14 protein-coding genes, 1 tRNA gene and 2 pseudogenes are annotated in these 16,005 nt (G+C 64.4%); 7 read left to right on the top strand and 10 right to left on the bottom strand.

Annotation, left to right across the window (positions count from 1 at the left end):
- Together WBQ44_RS19560 and WBQ44_RS19555 are read right to left on the bottom strand one after the other, a co-directional pair.
- Positions 1-965, bottom strand: a 965-nt coding sequence (locus WBQ44_RS19560; protein WP_495568325.1) for a DEAD/DEAH box helicase, incomplete at its 3' end; no start/stop codon positions are given.
- Between the two features lie 272 nt (positions 966-1,237).
- Entirely contained in the window at positions 1,238-2,593 is a 1,356-nt protein-coding gene (locus WBQ44_RS19555; protein WP_495568324.1) for an HNH endonuclease, read from the bottom strand.
- Here WBQ44_RS19555 and WBQ44_RS19550 point away from each other — a divergent pair.
- Positions 2,528-3,043 (top strand): annotated as a pseudogene (locus tag WBQ44_RS19550) (nuclear transport factor 2 family protein); the annotation flags it as partial. The gene WBQ44_RS19555 and the pseudogene WBQ44_RS19550 sit on opposite strands and share 66 nt — an antisense overlap.
- Positions 3,044-3,074: 31 nt before the next feature.
- Here WBQ44_RS19550 and WBQ44_RS19545 read toward each other — a convergent pair.
- From WBQ44_RS19545 to WBQ44_RS19530, 4 genes are all read right to left on the bottom strand, one after another.
- Positions 3,075-3,150: transfer RNA gene (locus tag WBQ44_RS19545), tRNA-Arg, on the bottom strand.
- 34 nt (positions 3,151-3,184) lie between these two features.
- Positions 3,185-5,644 carry an ABC transporter permease gene (locus WBQ44_RS19540; RefSeq protein ID WP_495568327.1) on the bottom strand — a complete coding sequence of 820 codons (2,460 nt, stop codon included), beginning with the start codon at positions 5,642-5,644 and terminating at the stop codon, positions 3,185-3,187.
- Positions 5,644-6,351: an ABC transporter ATP-binding protein gene (locus tag WBQ44_RS19535; RefSeq protein WP_495568323.1), complete on the bottom strand. Its 708-nt coding sequence runs from the start codon at positions 6,349-6,351 to the stop codon at positions 5,644-5,646. The genes WBQ44_RS19540 and WBQ44_RS19535 overlap by 1 nt, the downstream gene beginning before the upstream one ends.
- 217 nt (positions 6,352-6,568) lie before the next feature.
- Entirely contained in the window at positions 6,569-7,801 is a 1,233-nt protein-coding gene (locus WBQ44_RS19530) for a PucR family transcriptional regulator (RefSeq protein WP_495568322.1), read from the bottom strand.
- 361 nt (positions 7,802-8,162) lie between these two features.
- Between WBQ44_RS19530 and WBQ44_RS19525 the strand changes: the two genes are divergently transcribed.
- Positions 8,163-9,074 (top strand): acyl-ACP desaturase, encoded by a 912-nt coding sequence (locus WBQ44_RS19525; protein ID WP_495568321.1) that lies wholly within the window; start codon positions 8,163-8,165, stop codon positions 9,072-9,074.
- Positions 9,075-9,242: 168 nt separating this feature from the next.
- Positions 9,243-10,109, top strand: coding sequence for a universal stress protein (locus WBQ44_RS19520; protein ID WP_495568320.1), 867 nt, complete (start codon positions 9,243-9,245; stop codon positions 10,107-10,109).
- A gap of 12 nt (positions 10,110-10,121) precedes the next feature.
- Here WBQ44_RS19520 and WBQ44_RS19515 read toward each other — a convergent pair whose 3' ends face one another.
- From WBQ44_RS19515 to WBQ44_RS19505, 3 genes are all read right to left on the bottom strand, one after another.
- Entirely contained in the window at positions 10,122-10,448 is a 327-nt protein-coding gene (locus tag WBQ44_RS19515) for a cupin domain-containing protein (protein ID WP_495568319.1), read from the bottom strand.
- A 61-nt stretch (positions 10,449-10,509) separates the two neighbouring features.
- The gene (locus WBQ44_RS19510) at positions 10,510-11,019 is read right to left on the bottom strand and encodes a dihydrofolate reductase (protein WP_495568318.1); all 510 of its coding nucleotides are present in this window, start codon (positions 11,017-11,019) and stop codon (positions 10,510-10,512) included.
- Positions 11,016-11,825, bottom strand: coding sequence for a thymidylate synthase (locus tag WBQ44_RS19505; protein ID WP_495568317.1), 810 nt, complete (start codon positions 11,823-11,825; stop codon positions 11,016-11,018). The genes WBQ44_RS19510 and WBQ44_RS19505 overlap by 4 nt, the downstream gene beginning before the upstream one ends.
- A gap of 119 nt (positions 11,826-11,944) precedes the next feature.
- On the opposite strand from WBQ44_RS19505, the gene WBQ44_RS19500 reads away from it, so the two are divergent.
- Entirely contained in the window at positions 11,945-12,811 is an 867-nt protein-coding gene (locus tag WBQ44_RS19500) for an Fpg/Nei family DNA glycosylase (protein ID WP_495568316.1), read from the top strand.
- Here WBQ44_RS19500 and WBQ44_RS19495 read toward each other — a convergent pair.
- Entirely contained in the window at positions 12,804-14,360 is a 1,557-nt protein-coding gene (locus tag WBQ44_RS19495) for a carboxylesterase/lipase family protein (protein ID WP_495568315.1), read from the bottom strand. The two genes, WBQ44_RS19500 and WBQ44_RS19495, sit on opposite strands and share 8 nt — an antisense overlap.
- A gap of 65 nt (positions 14,361-14,425) precedes the next feature.
- Here WBQ44_RS19495 and WBQ44_RS19490 point away from each other — a divergent pair, with 65 nt between their 5' ends.
- The 3 genes and pseudogenes from WBQ44_RS19490 to WBQ44_RS19480 all read left to right on the top strand — a co-directional run.
- Positions 14,426-14,995 (top strand): molybdenum cofactor biosysynthesis protein, encoded by a 570-nt coding sequence (locus WBQ44_RS19490; protein WP_495568314.1) that lies wholly within the window; start codon positions 14,426-14,428, stop codon positions 14,993-14,995.
- Between the two features lie 84 nt (positions 14,996-15,079).
- Positions 15,080-15,223, top strand: a pseudogene (locus WBQ44_RS19485) (GntP family permease); the annotation flags it as partial.
- A 53-nt stretch (positions 15,224-15,276) separates the two neighbouring features.
- Positions 15,277-16,005: CaiB/BaiF CoA transferase family protein (locus tag WBQ44_RS19480; RefSeq protein ID WP_495568326.1), on the top strand; the 729-nt coding region annotated here is incomplete at its 3' end.

Here is a 16,005-nt window from a genome sequence, read left to right as displayed (position 1 = left end):
GGGTCGACGTGCACGACGAGCTGCACGTCGTCGACGTGGACGCCGCGGGCAGCAACGTCGGTGGCGACGAGCACGCGAGCCTGGCCGGACGAGAACGCCAGGAGGTTGCGGTCACGCGCGGCCTGCGACAGGTTGCCGTGCAGGTCGACCGACGGGATGCCCGCTTCGGTGAGCTGCTTGGCGAGCTTGCGTGCCTGGTGCTTGGTGCGCATGAACAGGATTCGACGTCCCGTTCCGGATGCGAGCTGCTGCACGAGCTTCTTCTTGGCTTCGACGCCGTCGACCTCGAAGACACTGTGGGTCATGGCTTCGACGTGCGAGGTGGCCTCGTCGACGGAGTGGGTGACCTGGTCGGTGAGGAAGCGCTTGACGAGCTTGTCGACGCCGTTGTCCAGGGTTGCGGAAAACAGGAGTCGCTGGCCCTTCTGCGGTGTCGCCGCGAGGATGCGGGTGACGACGGGCAGGAAGCCGAGGTCGGCCATGTGGTCCGCTTCGTCCAGGACGGTGATTTGGACGGCGTCGAGCGAGACGTGGCGCTGCTTCATGAGGTCTTCGAGACGCCCGGGGCAGGCGACGACGATGTCGACACCTCCGTTGAGGGCCGAGACCTGACGGTTCTGCGATACGCCACCGAAGATGGTGGTGACCTTGAGCTTGTATGCGGCGGCGAGCGGCTCGATGGCGACGGCGATCTGGGTGGCCAGTTCGCGGGTCGGGGCCAGAATCAGTCCGCGGGGGCGGCCGGGCTTGCGGTTGCCCGGAAGCTGTCCGGCTAGGCGGGCGACCATGGGGATGGCGAACGCGAGGGTCTTGCCGGAGCCGGTCTTTCCGCGTCCGAGCACGTCGCGTCCCACGAGGGTGTCGGGGAGGGTGTCGGCCTGAATCGGGAACGGCTCGGTTTTGCCCTGTGCGGTGAGAACATCGGCGAGAGCGTGCGGCACGCCGAGTGAAGCAAAGGTAGTCATAGTGATGGGTTGCGCCTTTCGGGCAGGGTGTTGCACCCATGGGCTATGGCTGGATAGTGGCTATGGCCCGAGAATGCAAGGGTGGCGAGACTGCCGGTGGGCAGTTTCGATCGCCGTAAGAAAAGCCTGTGCAGGGTGCACATGGACTACGCGGCCGGAGCCGGGCGGAAGTAGAAGCATTCCACGACGTCTGATGCGCGGCTAAGCACATCGTCGTCCAGTGTAACCGAGGCGTCGGCTGTTTCCTTCCCGGGCGATCCCGCGGGCACCCCTCACGCGACGAAGTCCAGCACGATTTTGTTCTCGACGTGCGAGGTGTACAGCTCGACGACCGTCAGCCGTGGCGCCGTTGATTCGTACCTGTGCCCGGTAGGTGTGACGAGTTCGTAGACGTGCAGCTCACCCCGCTCGAAAGGTATCCGTGTTGTCCGCCACCCTGCGCCCTCCTTCGCGTAATTGCATGCGGCACAGAGGCCTGCGCCGTTCTCCGCGGTGGTGAGCCCGCCTGCGGAGTACGGTTCGATGTGGTCGTGATGCCGGATGGGAGCGTCGCACCACGGGGTACGGCAGGTTCGGTCTCGGATGTCGATCATCTTGGCCAGCGACTTCGGGAAGGCGCGGGATGCTGATTCCATCGCAGTGAGCGCGCCCGTCTTCGGGTTGGCGTAGAGCCTGCGAAGTGCGACGTGTGTCTCACCTTCCAGCGCTTCGCGAACCATCGCCCGCGCGACTGCGGAGGGGATGTCGCCGTATCCGGTGAGGTGTGCGGGTTCGCTGTCCCCGGCGAGCAGTGAGCTGTCGGGCAGCACGACGTTGACGGTGACGGGTGCGCCCTGGGCGGCGGCCGCGCCGGTGATGCGTTCGAAGGCAAGGTCGGCCATGATCTGGTCGTGGGTTCGGGTTTCGCCGCCTGCGTTGATCAGCGTGTCGGCGTCGCGGCGCAGTGTGGTCCACATGCAAACCGCGCGTTCCATCGAGGTGAGTGCGGTGAACGAGCACATCGAGTCCGGCTGGGGTCGGGTGCTGGTGCGGCGAGCGGAGAAGGCTTTGGCGCGCCGTTTCACCTGGGACTCGGCGTCGAGTTGGTAGGCGAGCCCCCGTGCCATGGCTTCGATTCTCTTGTCACCGGCGCCCGATAGCGTTGTGGGGTCGGAGCACAGCCGTTGATCGATGACGCTGCGGTCTTCGGCTGTGAGGCAGGCAGTTTCGCGTACGAGGATCATTGCTCGCCATTCGTTGAGCTCGCCCGCGCTGAGCCTTTCGAGCGTATGGGGCATCTCGTGGACGAGCGCACGGGCAAGGCCGAGATGGGTCCCTCCACGGTTGGGTGACTCTCGGCGCGCCAAACCGATCTGCGACGCAATACCTCTGCGCCAGGACGACTTCGGTTTCCCCCGTGCCTTGCGTTCGTTGCTGATCGCTGTCGCGACGGAGTCCGTCACCACTGCTTGCGCCGCCACGCATGCGCTTTTGGCGGATTCCAACGCGGAGATGAGATCGATGCCGACAACAGCACCGGCGTCGAACGTCGTTTGTCGAACGCGCTCGACGAAGTCCAATACATGCTGAGTTGTCAAAGCCTGTTGAGTTGTCAAGGCCTGCTGAGTGAACGCGGCTGCGGTGTCCATGAGATCCCCATTTCTCGAACGTATGTTCGACTCTATCGGCAACAAGATTGCGATGCAATAGGCTGCCCGAGACGAGAACGTTGGGAATTCTGCCTCCCCAGAAGGGGGCTTGCGTCGTGGCGAGCGGGGTCTTCGATGGAGGGTGATCGCGACGTCGTCGCGCAGGTCATCAGGCTCGAGCAACGTCTGTTGGCGCCGGAGACGCGCTCTGCGGCACAGCAGATCGAACAATTACTCGACAGTGAACTCCGGGAGATTGGCGCATCAGGAAGGCTGTGGAGCAGGCGGGAGATCGTGTCGGCTCTGGTGAACGAGTCGGACCCCGCGACCATCCTTGCCACCGACTTCGTCGGGACCGAAATCGAGCCTGGCATCGTGCACCTGACGTACAACACCTGTCGGGACGACAAGCATGCCCGGCGAAGCTCGCTCTGGCGTCGATCGGACGACGGGTGGAAAATCTTCTTCCACCAGGGGACTGTGGTGCCCTCGGCAGGATTCGAACCTGCGACCTACCCTTTAGGAGAGGGTTGCTCTATCCCCTGAGCTACGAAGGCGAGTTGTGCACGTGCGAGTGTACCGGGCACTGGTTCAGTCGGCTGCAATAGCGTCGACGATGGTGGATCGGGAGGCGTGCAGGGCTGGCGGGGCCGAGCCGAGCAGCGACAGGAAGAGCGCGACCAGGCCGTAGAGCAGGATCGACGGGTTCGGGTCGAATGCGATGGCAATGCCGGTGCTGGCGCCGAGGATCAAGGTGCTCAGATATTGCAAGGCTGCACCGATGATCAAACCCAGGATGCCGCCGACGATGCCCACGGCAATTGCTTCGCCGAGGATGGTGCGTCCCAACGTTCCGCGGCGCGCTCCCATGGCCCGCAGAACGCCTAATTCGCGTCGGCGTTCGAGCACCGACAGCATCAGCGTGTTGAGCAACGCCACCGCGGCGACGAGCGAGACGATCCATTGCAGCGCAACGGCAAGGGCTCCTGCCTGCGCGATCGACGCGCTCGCTCCGTCGAGGGCTTCCTGTCCCGAGTAGACGTTCACCTCGGGCGGCAGGGCGTCGTCGATGGCCCGCTGCACGGCGGCGGCGTCACCGTCGACGGACACTTCGAGGTAGGTGGCACCCGGCCGGTCGTACCACTGCTGCATCGACTGCAACGAGATGGCCATGGTGCCGCCCGCGGCGTTGAGATAGTCGACCAACTGCAGCACTTCGACGCGTTTGATGCCGGTCGGCGTCGGCAGTTCGATGAAACTACCAGCCGAAACCCCCAGCGTCGTACCGAGATTGCGTGATACCGCGACGCCGTCGCCGCGTAGGACAGCTGCCCGCACATCACCGTCGAGGACCGAGAGTGTGACGGCGTTGCTGCCCTCGGCGACGGCTTGAATGGCAACGAGTTCGTCGTCGAGCGTCGAATAGGCCCACTGTCCCTCGACCACATCGGATACGCCCGGTGTGTCCCGAACCTGTTGTACGACATCGGGGTTCAGCGTGGCACCTGCGGGTACCGCATAACTCGACGTGAGCGAGACGTAGATGTCGGTGCGGCCGAGCGACGACAGCGAATCCGTTGCCGACGCCGTGAGGTTGTCGAGAGCACCGGACACTCCGACACTGACTCCCACGGCGACGACGATGGTCATCACGGTGGCCCAGATTCGCCGCGGCGCACGTTCGATGGTGGCGGTCGCGAGTCGCCCGGCACCGCCCCACCGCTTCGGAAGCACGGCAACGCAATCGACGATGACGCCGGTGCCGCCGACGCATACGGCGACGACACCTACGAGAAACAGTGCTCCGGCGGCGAGGCTGAGTTGTCCTTCGACGGTCGTGGCCAGCACCACCGAGCCGGCAATGGCAACCACGCCGACGACCGTCGCACGGATGGTGAAGGAGCGGCCGGCGGGTGCGTCGGTCTCCGAACCTCCGACGGCGAGTGCTTCGACCGGCGAGATCCGATACACCTGCAGGGCAGCGAGTGCAGACGCGGCGACACACGCGAGCACGCACAGAACCACGGCCGTCGGGATGGCGTAGGTGGGGAGCACGTATTCGATGCGCGCGTCGAACGCTTCGAGGAGGAAGGGTGGCAAACTGTCGATGGCTATACGCCCCATCGCGATGCCGAGCGGCGCCCCGATCGCACCGCCCACCAAGCCGACGATCGCGGCCTCACCCAGGAGGTCTCGAACGATGATGCCGCGGCGACCGCCGATCGAGCGCAGCACCGAAATCGTGGGCCGACGCTTGGCGATCGCCATGTTCATCACGTTGAACACCAGGAACCCGGCGACAACGAAGGCGATGAGCGAGACCATGAGCGTCGCATTGCGGGTGAGGCTGATGGTGACGTCGGCTCGCTCGGCGCGGAAGTCCGGATCCATCACCGAAACTCGGCCCGCCATGGCTGTGGTGACAGCGTCCTTGGCATCGCCGAGAACGAAGATCGAGTCGAGTTGCCCAGCGCGGTCGGTGATCGTCTGCGCGAGGGGCAGCGGTGCGACGACGAAATTGCCGCCGCTGATTCGCTCGGACCCCGCGCCTGAGACGACTCCGGCAACGTTCAGTGAGCGACCGTCGACATCGAGTCGGTCGCCCTGGCCGAACCCTGTTCCCGATCCGACGAGCACGGTGTCCGGTCGCGCCAGGTCGGTTACCGATCCGGACAGGGCGCCCTGCAGATCCGATTCGAGTGCGGTGATGGAGGCGTCGACGCCGATGACGGTGAGGGGCCCGCTATCGGTGACCACGTCGCTGCGCAGCAGTGGCACGGCTGCGGCGACGCCAGAAACCGATCGGACCACGTCCAATTCGTCGGCCGAGAATCCGCTGTCGGTGACGCCGACGACTTCGAGGTCTGCGTTGCCGGCGATGGTGACCGCTAGTCGTTCCACCGAGCCGGTGAGCGAACCGTAGGTTCCGAGCACCGCGACGAGCAGTCCTGCGGCGACGGCGACCACTGCCGTCGAGACGAGGGAGCGAACCCAGTGGGCACGCAGGTCGCGCAGTCCCAGGACGCGGAAGCGGCTGAGCGCTGTCCGCATCACCCGCGCAACCCGGACAGCACGTCGGTGTCGATTCGGCCGTCCTGCATCGTGATCACTCGGTCGGTCATGCGCGCGGCGTCTCGATCGTGCGTGGCCATGACGACGGCGCGTGTGTTGTCTTCTGCATGGGCGATCTCGGCGAGGATGTCGAGAACCGTGTGTGAAGTCTTGCTGTCGAGGTTGCCGGTGGGTTCGTCGGCGATGAGCAGGGCCGGGTCCATGATGAGTGCTCTGGCGATGGCGACCCGCTGGATCTGCCCGCCGGACAACTGTGCCGGCCGGTGCTCGGCGCGGTGAGCGAGGCCGACGACGTCGAGGAGTCGGAGGGCGTCGGACTTGGCCTTGGACATCGGTATACCGTCGAGCAGTTTCGGGACGGCGACGTTCTCCCACGCTGACATCGTCGGCAACAGGTTGAAGAACTGGAAAACGAAGCCCACTTCGTGGCGTCGGAAATCGGACTGCTCGTTGTCGCTGAGCCGGGTGATGTCGACCCCGTTGAACTCGATTGTTCCGGAATCGGGGACGTCGAGTGCGCCGAGCATGTGCAGAAGCGTGCTCTTGCCTGCGCCCGAAGGGGCGACAAGGGATACGAACTGGCCGCCGGAAATCGTTAGGCTGACTCTGTCGAGCGCGCGAACGGGCTGATCACCTGTGGGGTACTCCTTGACGACGTCGTCCAGGCGAAGCGACAGAGCTGGCATAGAAGATCGTGCTCCCGTTCTGAGTAAGAAGAAGAACCGAAAAAGAACCGCCCACACGAAGGTGGGCGGTTCTCGTAGCGACAGTGTCCGCCAGTGCGCCTCTCGGCAAGAGGCCGCTCGAAGCGGCAATGTGTTGGTACCCGGGGCATGGATCGAACACTGTCGAAGTGTCCAACCCACCCTCCGAAAGAACTATTCCCGCTCGATTGTGCAATTGCTACGCTGCGCCTTGCGAGGCCTCGAGCCTACGCGCGACGAGAGCGGCCTGTAGATGGCGAATTCCCGACGGCCTCGTGGGATCGAAGCCGGTGAGCTGGGCAATGCGCTTGAGCCGGTAGTCGACGGTATTGGTGTGCAGGTGCAGCTGGCGTGCCGACCTCTGACGGTTGAGGTCGTGGGAGATGTGGATCTCGAGCGTCTCGAGCAACTCGGGGGAGGCGTCGAGAGGTTCGAGGATCTGCCGAAGGTGCCGCCGGCCGGGACCGGGACGGGTGAGTTGATATTCGAGGACCAGGTCGTCCATGCGGTACAGGCCTGGCGCACGATGCAACTGGTGGGCGAGTGAGAGAAGCTCGTGCACCTGGTCGGCCGCCGTGGGGACATCGGCCGTCGCGGCTTGTTCGGTGGTGACGGTGAGGGGCACCTCGGCGGCGGTGCTGAGGCGGTGAACGAGCGCTTCGACCCATTCTTCGTCGTGCACACCGGGGATGAGGACGGTTCCGCCCTCGGTGCTGAGCATCGACAGTGGGGTACGTCCGCAGATGATGGCCAGCTCGGCCTGCACGCGACGCAGTTTCCGGCGCGCTGCGACCGTCTTCTGAATCGCGGGGTCGTTCTCGTCCGGATGCGACGGGATGGACAGTGCAAGGACGAGGTAGCTGTCGGCCAGTTCGATGCCCGACTGGCGTGCGATCGATACTGCGTTGTGCCCACTGAGAAGTGAGGAGACCAGGGTGTGGGCCGCCGTGTGATGCTCGCTCGCTACGGCTTGCAATTCTTCGACGTAGCTCTTCGACGCTGCGATGGACACCTTCTCGGACAGCAGGACGAACATTCTTGCTGCTTCGATCAGGTCGCCGGTGTCACCCTCGCCTGCTCGCTTGGACACCAGATTCCAGCCGATTTGAATTCCCTCGTGATAAACCGTGAGGACCGACTCGAGCGGAACGCCTTCGCGGGCCCACTGGCTTGCCTTGGCGCGCAGCTCCGCGAGGTCGCTGTCGTTGGGTGCGCGCCGCTCGTCGAGCATCTGGACCGCGATGCTGATGCACTTGACGGTGAATTCGGTGACGTCACCGTGCAGTTGCTCTCCGGGCAGGGAGCCGCACGGAGTGTTGGCAGCGAAATGCCCGACCAGCAAACGAGCTACGGCGCGAAAGTCGCGGAGCGGCGCGGATGCGGGCTGGCCCGCGACCATGATTCCGAGGCTCGTCGTGTTGTGAACGGTCACAGGTCAGCCCTTCGTGTGTGAACTTCGATACCGGCGGGAACAAAGTTACTGCTGCGTATTATTGCGCGTCCATGCACTTTTCGCTTGAAAATCAGCCCGAAAGGCACCGGTTTCGTACTTCGGGTTTGTTTTCGTGCGCCTAACAGACTCGATCATAGGATGTTATCAACGCGTTATCCAGGGTTTGGAACGACCAATTTGTGAAGGCTCTCAACCGCCGCCATGTGGGCTTGCGACATTGCCTAAACAATTCCCGGACTGTTCTCTCCCGGGGCGTGCGGGGCTTAGCGTTCTGCTGTGCCGGTCGAAGAACGACAGATGAAGGCCGAGCGAATACACGGTGCGTGAGAGGGGTGGAGCAATGTCGGCAGTCCAGAGTCCATTGTCGTTGCTTCGGGACCTCGAGCCGGTGCTGGAGAGCTGCCTGCAACGCCACCTCGCTGGTGCTTCCATCTGGGACCCGGCCGAGTTCGTTCGACCGGAACGCTATTGGGGTCAACGCGCCTCGACGCTTTCCGAGACCGCCAAGGCGGCACTGGTCACCACACTCCTCACACACAACAACACCGAGCGCGATCACCGCGAGGCGTCCGCTGCACTGCAGCGCAGTTCGTGGTCTGCATGGCAGCAGGAGTGGTCGGACGAAAAAAACCGCCATGCCGATGCGATTCAGCGCTACCTGGTAGCCACACGCAGCGTCGACTCCGTGGCCCTCGATCGAGCCAAGTTCCAGTGCATGACCATCGGTACCGAGTCGTCCATGGAGGGTGATCACCTCCTTCGGTCGATTGTGCACTCCACCGTCGACGTCACGGCAACCATGGTGAGCCACCGCAGCACCGCCGTCGAATGCGCCGATTCAACGGCCGAATCGGTACTCGGTCGGATCGTCGCCGATCAAGAATTGCACGTTGCGTTCTACCGAGACATCGCGTCCGCGGCACTCGACATCGCGCCCGACCGCGCCGTCAAGGCGGTCACCGAGGTCGTCATGAACTTTCAGATGCCGGGTAGCGGTCTGCCGGGCTTCGAACGCAGCGCGATGCTGATCGCGCGCGACGGGATCTACGACTTACGACGCCATCTCGACGAAGTCGTTCTGCCGATGCTCCGACACTGGCGCATCTTCGAACGCACCGATCTCTCAGCAGGAGAACGCAGCCGGGAGATCCTGGCCGACTTCCTCGACGACCTCGAAAATCAAGCGTCCACGTTCGAACAACTACGGCTGCGTGCTCGCGCACGCGAAGCCGAAAGACTCCGCGCGTCGTAACGACGTACGCGCGTGAACAAGTCCCCGGGGGGTCTGTGGGAAACTGCCCTCTCTCCGGTTCCAATGCGGGAACCGGAGAGGGGGTCAGCTTTGTGCGCACGCCAGTACTCGGAGCGGTGGTCGTCTATCCTGGCGAACAGACTGCTCGGCGAGCCGGAGGCATGAAACGTGACAGCCAAGAACACGATCGTCGTCGGAGTCGACGGCTCCGATGGCTCGGGCCGAGCCGTCGCATGGGCAGCATCGACTGCCGTGAGCCACGGCTACTCGTTGCGTATCGTCACCGCCGTCGACGTCCCAGCCCGACTCACCGATGAGCAAGCACTCGAATTTCGCAGGGTCGCGAAGTCCCGGCTCACCGCGTCGGCAGAGATTGCCCGTGGGGTCGGTGGGGGAGCCGCACTCGATATCGCAGGCGAGGCGCGAGACGGCAACGTCGTCGACGTGCTGCTCGACGAATCGGCTCGATGCGCACTCGTCGTGCTCGGTGCGAGCGGACTGAACGAATCGGATTCACGCCTGCTCGGGTCGGCATCGATCGGTCTCAGCGCGCATGCCCACTCGCCGGTTGCCGTGGTTCGCGGTCGCAGCATCGACACGGACGGTGCGCCGGGCCCGGTCGTCGTCGGCATCGACGGGTCCGCCGTCAATCAGGCCGCCATTGCTGCGGGGTTCGACGAGGCCTCCCGCCGCGGTGCCCCGCTCGTCGCGGTGCACGTGTGGTCGGATGTGTCGCTCGGTCAGATTTCCGCTGTGCCGCAGCAGTGGGAAGACATCGCTGCGTCGGAGGAAGCGGTGCTCGCGGAGAGCCTCGCGGGGTGGCAGGAGAAGTATCCGGATGTCGACGTGCGCCGCGTCGTTGCGCAGGATCGGCCGGTGCGTGTCCTGGGTCAGATGTCCGAGGAAGCGTCGCTCATCGTCGTCGGCAATCGCGGCCGCGGTGGGTTCACCGGAATGCTGCTGGGATCGACGTCGTATGCCCTCATCCACACGGCCGACTGCCCGGTTCTGGTGGTACGAGGCCGGCAGAACTGACGGGGCGAATCTCTAGACGGACACCGTCAGCAGAAATGCCACGTCTTCGACGGCTTCGACACTGTGCCGCGCATCGGGAACCACGAGCAGGTCTCCTGCCGAACCCTTCCAGGACTTTTCGCCGCTCACCAGCTTTAGCTGACCGCTGATAACCAACACCGTGGACTCGCCGTTGAGGTCGTGTGCGCCGAGCTCGTTGCCCGCGGCCAAGGCGACAACGGTTTGACGGAGGTGGCGCTGGTGACCGCCGTAGACGGTCTGCGAGCTGCGGCCACTGGATGCGCCCACGGCGAGCTTGAGCTGTTGTCGGGCAAGGGCGGTGAGTGACTTCTTGTCCATGCGCTCAGTATGACCCACCCGGCCCGTCCCTACGCATGTACTGACCGAAAGTTCGTGTGGATCAAGTAGTTCGGTAAGGCTTGCCGTACTCGATGAAGCGGTAGCGGATCTCGTCGTTGCGGCTGACCTGCCACTTGCCGGTGATCGCCACCCAATCCTTGGGTACCTCGGGCGCGACGGTGTCGCCGTTCACCGCGATGTCTATTTCGGTGACCTGCAACTCGGTTGCGAAAGGCATTGCGGCGCGGTAAATTTCGCCACCGCCGATGATCCAGACGGTGTCGACATCGACTATTCCGAGTGCCTGTTCGACGCTCGACGCGATCTCTGCGCCCTCGGCGCTCCACGCCGAATCGCGGGTGACGACGATATTGCGTCGTCCCGGCAATGGGCGGAACTTCGCCGGCAACGAATCCCACGTCTTACGGCCCATGACTACCGGATGGTCGGCGGTCATCTCCTTGAAATGCGCCATGTCCTCGGGCACTCTCCACGGAATCCGCCCGGCCTGACCGATCGCACCGGTGTTGCTCTGCGCCCAGATCATGCCGACGTTGACGGGTTTCGTCATACCGCTACCGGGGCTTTGATGGCGGGGTGGTGTTCGTAGCCGACGATCTCGATGTCGTCGAACTGGTAGTCGAAGACCGAATCACGCTGTGCCAGATTTAGTCTGGGGTACGGGTAGGCCTCGCGGGTGAGCTGCTCGGTCACCTGTTCACGGTGATTGTCGTAGATGTGGCAATCGCCTCCGGTCCAGACGAAATCGCCGACCTCGAGTCCGACCTGTGCGGCAACCATGTGCGTCAGCAGCGCGTAGCTCGCGATGTTGAACGGAACGCCGAGGAAGAGGTCTGCACTGCGCTGGTAGAGCTGGCACGACAGTTTGCCGTCGGCAACGTAGAACTGGAAGAACGCATGGCACGGCGGCAGGGCCATCTGCGGGATTTCGCCGACGTTCCACGACGAGACGATCATGCGTCGCGAATCGGGGTTGGTGCGCAGAGTCTCGAGGACCTGCGAGATCTGGTCGATGTGTTCGCCCGACGGGGTCGGCCACGAACGCCACTGGACGCCGTAGACGGGCCCGAGTTCACCGTCCGGCGCTGCCCACTCGTCCCAGATCGACACGCCGTGTTCCTGCAGCCAGCGGACGTTGGAGTCGCCGCGAAGGAACCAGAGCAGTTCGTAGACGATCGACTTCAGGTGCACCTTCTTGGTGGTGATCAGGGGAAAGCCCTGACCGAGGTCGAAACGCATCTGGTGGCCGAAGATGCTGGTCGTACCCGTGCCGGTGCGGTCCGACTTGGCGGTGCCGGTCTCGAGAACGTGGCGCAGCAGGTCCTCGTACGGGGTAGGAACCATCACGGCGACCATCCTAGTAGGCGCTCCGCGCCGGTGTGTGGGCGCTCCGCACCGGTGCGTGGAAAGTGCTGTTGGAACAGCACTTTGTGAACACGGGGGGCGAAGCCCGCACTTGCCCGCATAATGGCAGGATGCCCGAGTTACCCGAGGTCGAAGCACTCGCGGGATTCCTGCGCGAGCACGCCGTCGGCGCTGTGATCGGCCGGATCGACATTGCCGCGCTCAGCGTGCTCAAGACGTTCGATCCGCCCATCAGCGAGCTGCAGGGTCGTGACGTCACGAATGCGGCGAGGTTCGGGAAGCACCTCGCGCTGCAGGCGGGTGACCTGTGGCTGATCACCCATCTCTCGCGCGGTGGCTGGTTGCGGTGGACCGACAATCCGTCGGTCGCGCCGCCCAAACCGGGCAAGGGTCCGTTGGCTCTGCGCATTCACTTTTTCACCCCGGAGGGCCTGACGCCTGCCATCGATCTCACCGAGGCCGGCACCAAGAAGCGGCTCGCCGTGTGGGTGGTGCACGACCCGCAGGAGGTTGCAGGCATTGCTCGACTCGGCCCCGATGCGCTGGCGTTGACCGAGCCCGAGTTCGCGGAAATTCTGGGCGGAACCACCGCGAGGCTCAAGACCTCGCTGGTCGATCAGTCGCTCATCGCGGGTATCGGGAACGCCTACTCGGACGAGATCCTGCACGTCGCCAAGCTGTCGCCGTTCGCGTCGTCCAACAAGCTCGACGCCGAGGCGGTCGCTGTTCTCTACGCAGCGATGCGTGAGGTGCTCGAAGACGCGGTCGCCCGCTCGGAAGGTCAGGACGCCGCCAGGCTGAAGGGCGAGAAGCGTTCCGGAATGCGTGTCCACGCACGCACCGGACTGCCTTGTCCGGTGTGCGGCGATCCGGTACGCGAAGTGTCCTACGCCGAGCGTTCGTTCCAGTACTGCGCCACCTGTCAGACGGCCGGCAAAATACTCGCCGACCGCCGGATGTCACGCCTGCTCAAGTAGTAGCCGAATCGGCTGCAGGTTCGGTCCTCTGGCTCGCGTAACCGCGGTAACCCTCCCAGGCTTGCCGACGGTCACGCCGTGGGTCGCGCTGCACTCGCGTGCGGGAGTCGAAGATCATCGTCAGTCGCGCGTCGGCGTCGTATGCCGGCCAGCTGCCCAACGGCGTACCCGTGCGGGCGAAGTGCAGCCAGTGCGACTGCACGTGCTCGGTGACCGCCGCGAAGTCGGAGCGACCACCGGGGAGGGTCATGATTTTGCCGAAGGTCGTTCCGTTGATGCCGAAGACGGCGAACAGTTCGAAGCCGTGGGTTGCGTCCAGGCCCAGCCACTTCATGACTCGGGGTGCGAAGTCGAAGCGGTAGCTGAACGTGGGTGCCCGGTGAGAATGGGCTTCGGCAACTTCGATGGACGGCTTCCAGAACGTGAAGTCGCCGCCGATGTCGATGGCAGTCGACGGGCTGGGGTATCCCGGATAGGCGTCGAGCACATCATCTTTGGCGTTCGGATCGGTGAGCGCGAAGAGCTTGTCGATACGCTCGGGATTGGTGGGGAGCGCATCGAGCACCTTGGGAAACAGGGTGCCCTCGCGCGCATTGGTACCGATGATCAGGGGAACCTGGTGCGCAGAGCCGTCCTCGTACGCATCGAGGGGATTCTTCGGCAGGTAGTCGCCGTCGACGACGGGTCCGAACGGGTGCAGTCCGGGGGTCTTGTTCAGTACCGAGAACGCCAGTTTGGTTCCGGCGCGGCCGAGTTCGGTGACATCGGCGGTGTCGAGGGCATGCGCTACTTCGGTGTCGTCGCCGAGGTATCCCGCGAATTCGCGCGCCCACTCGGTCGCTCGCTCGTGGGTTGCGACGAGCCCCGGCGCGGAACTCTCGGAGATTGCCCGGTGGAACAGCCCTTTCGCGGCCGGCGTTGCGAGCAGTGTGGTGACGGCGTTACCGCCGGCCGACTCACCGAAGATGGTGACGTTGGACGGGTCGCCGCCGAAGTGCTCGATGTTGCGTTGCACCCACTTCAACGCGGCGACCTGGTCGCGGAGTCCGAGGTTGGCATCGAATTGCCTGTTGGGCGTGGAGAACTGGGTCAGGTCGAGGTAACCGAGCGCCCCGAGGCGGTAGTTCACCGACACGTAGACGATTCCGTCGCTGTCCTCGAGCGAACGCCGCACCAGCGAACCGCCTCCGTACAGCGGTGTGGCGGAGGTGCCCAGTGTGTAGGCGCCGCCGTGGATGAACACCATGACGGGCCGCAGTGCGTCGGCCGCGCGTTTCGGGGCGAGCACGTTGAGCGTCAGGCAATCTTCGCTCGACGGCTGGTACTTGCCGGGCGAGAGCATGGTGCCGCGCTTGTGCTGGACGGAGGCGTTGCCCCATTCGGTTGCGTCACGCACACCTTGCCAGGGCTCGACCGGCTGCGGTGCGCGTAGTCGGAGGGGGCCCACGGGCGGCGCCGCATACGGGATGCCTCGCCAGGTGAAGAGGTCGCCGACCGACTTGCCCTCGAGGATGCCGTCGGAGGTGGTCACTCTGGTGTTCGCAGACATGGCCGCGAGTCTACAAACTCGAACTTACCCTCGAGTAGCTTTCTGTACGGGGGAGAATCGGCGGCATGGATTTCGTATACCCCGCCGAGATCGTCCAACTGCTGGTCTCGCCTGGTCACGCGTACTTCGGTAGGGCGAAGGACGGTCCGGCGGACGACGTGACGACCGCGCTGCCCGATCGGGTCGACATCGTCGCGGGCAAGGGCATCCGGGGTGATCGTTTCTTCGGGGTCAAAGCCCACACCGAGGCTGCGGTGACGTTCTTGGCCACAGAAGCGTGGGAGGCAGTCGGCGAAATCCTGGGGGTTCCGGTTCCGAACACGTCCGTGGCCAGGCGCAACGTCGTGGTGAGGGGCCTCGAGCTCGACCCGTTGCGCGGCGTCGAGTTCGAACTGGACTCCGGCGACGGCCCGGTGCGTTTTCGCGGTGGTCGTCCCGCCCACCCGTGCGTGTGGATGGACAAGATGGTCGTCGAAGGAGCGCGGAAGGCGCTGATCGGCCGCGGTGGTCTGCGAGCAGAACCGCTGACCGACGGGCTCCTGCGAGTCGGCGCGATCACGGTGCGGTCGCCCGTCGAACTGAATCCGGGCAATGCAGCCACTGCTGTGAAACGGGCGCAGCCGCTCGGTCCATAACGGGCGGCGCCTTGCCCAACTTACGAATCTGTGCTGACAATGTGGCTAGCAGTGTGGTCGGTCACACTGAAGTGCCGGTGATGGCACGTCACCGGCAACTCCTTCTGGCTCCTTCAATCGTTGATGGGTCAGAGCACACGGGGCACACTCGAGACGTGCTCGGTGGGCGGCTCCGTCGCGTCCGTCGTCGCGATCGCACCGATCATGTCGATGAGCTTCGTACTGTGACAACCAAGGAGAACGTGACAACCGAGGAGAACGTGACAACCGAGGAGAACGCAATGTCCCTGCCCCTGAGCGGTGTTCGAGTACTCGAGCTCGGCAATTACATCGCCGCCCCCACCGCAGCACGTATGCTTGCCGATTTCGGCGCCGAGGTCATCAAGGTCGAGCGGCCGGGAACGGGCGACGAACTGCGCAACTGGCGGTTGTACTCCGGAACGACGTCGATGCTGTACCGCACGATCAACCGGAACAAGAAGTCGATCGTGCTGGACTTGCGCACCGAGCAGGGCAGGCAGGACGTCATCGACCTCGCCGCCCACTGCGACGTCGTACTGGAGAACTTCCGTCCCGGAACCCTCGAGAAGTGGGGCATCTCGCCGGAGGTGTTGAGCGAGAAGAACCCCGACCTGATCATCACCAGAATCTCTGCCTTCGGTCAGACCGGGCCGATGTCGGAGAGGCCGGGCTTCGCGGCGGTCGCCGAGGCGTACGGCGGGTTCCGCAATCTCGTCGGCGACCCCGACCGGCCGCCCGTGCGCGTCGGAGTGTCCATCGGCGACTCCATCGCCGGGTTGTATGCGGCATTCGGGTGCGTCATGGCGCTGTTTCAGCGTCAGACCGCCACATCGACCCTGTCCCTCGAACAGCGGTCGATCGACGTGGCACTCAACGAATCGATCCTGTCGATGATGGAATCGCTCATCCCCGATTACCTCGCGTACGGCGTCGAGCGTGAACGTGTGGGAGGCCGCATGGAAGGTATCGCACCGTCGAATGCCTACCCG

The sequence above is a fragment of the Rhodococcus sp. (in: high G+C Gram-positive bacteria) genome (assembly GCF_049591685.1).
GTDB lineage: Bacteria > Actinomycetota > Actinomycetes > Mycobacteriales > Mycobacteriaceae > Rhodococcoides.
This window is presented reverse-complemented; position numbering and strand designations above follow the sequence as displayed.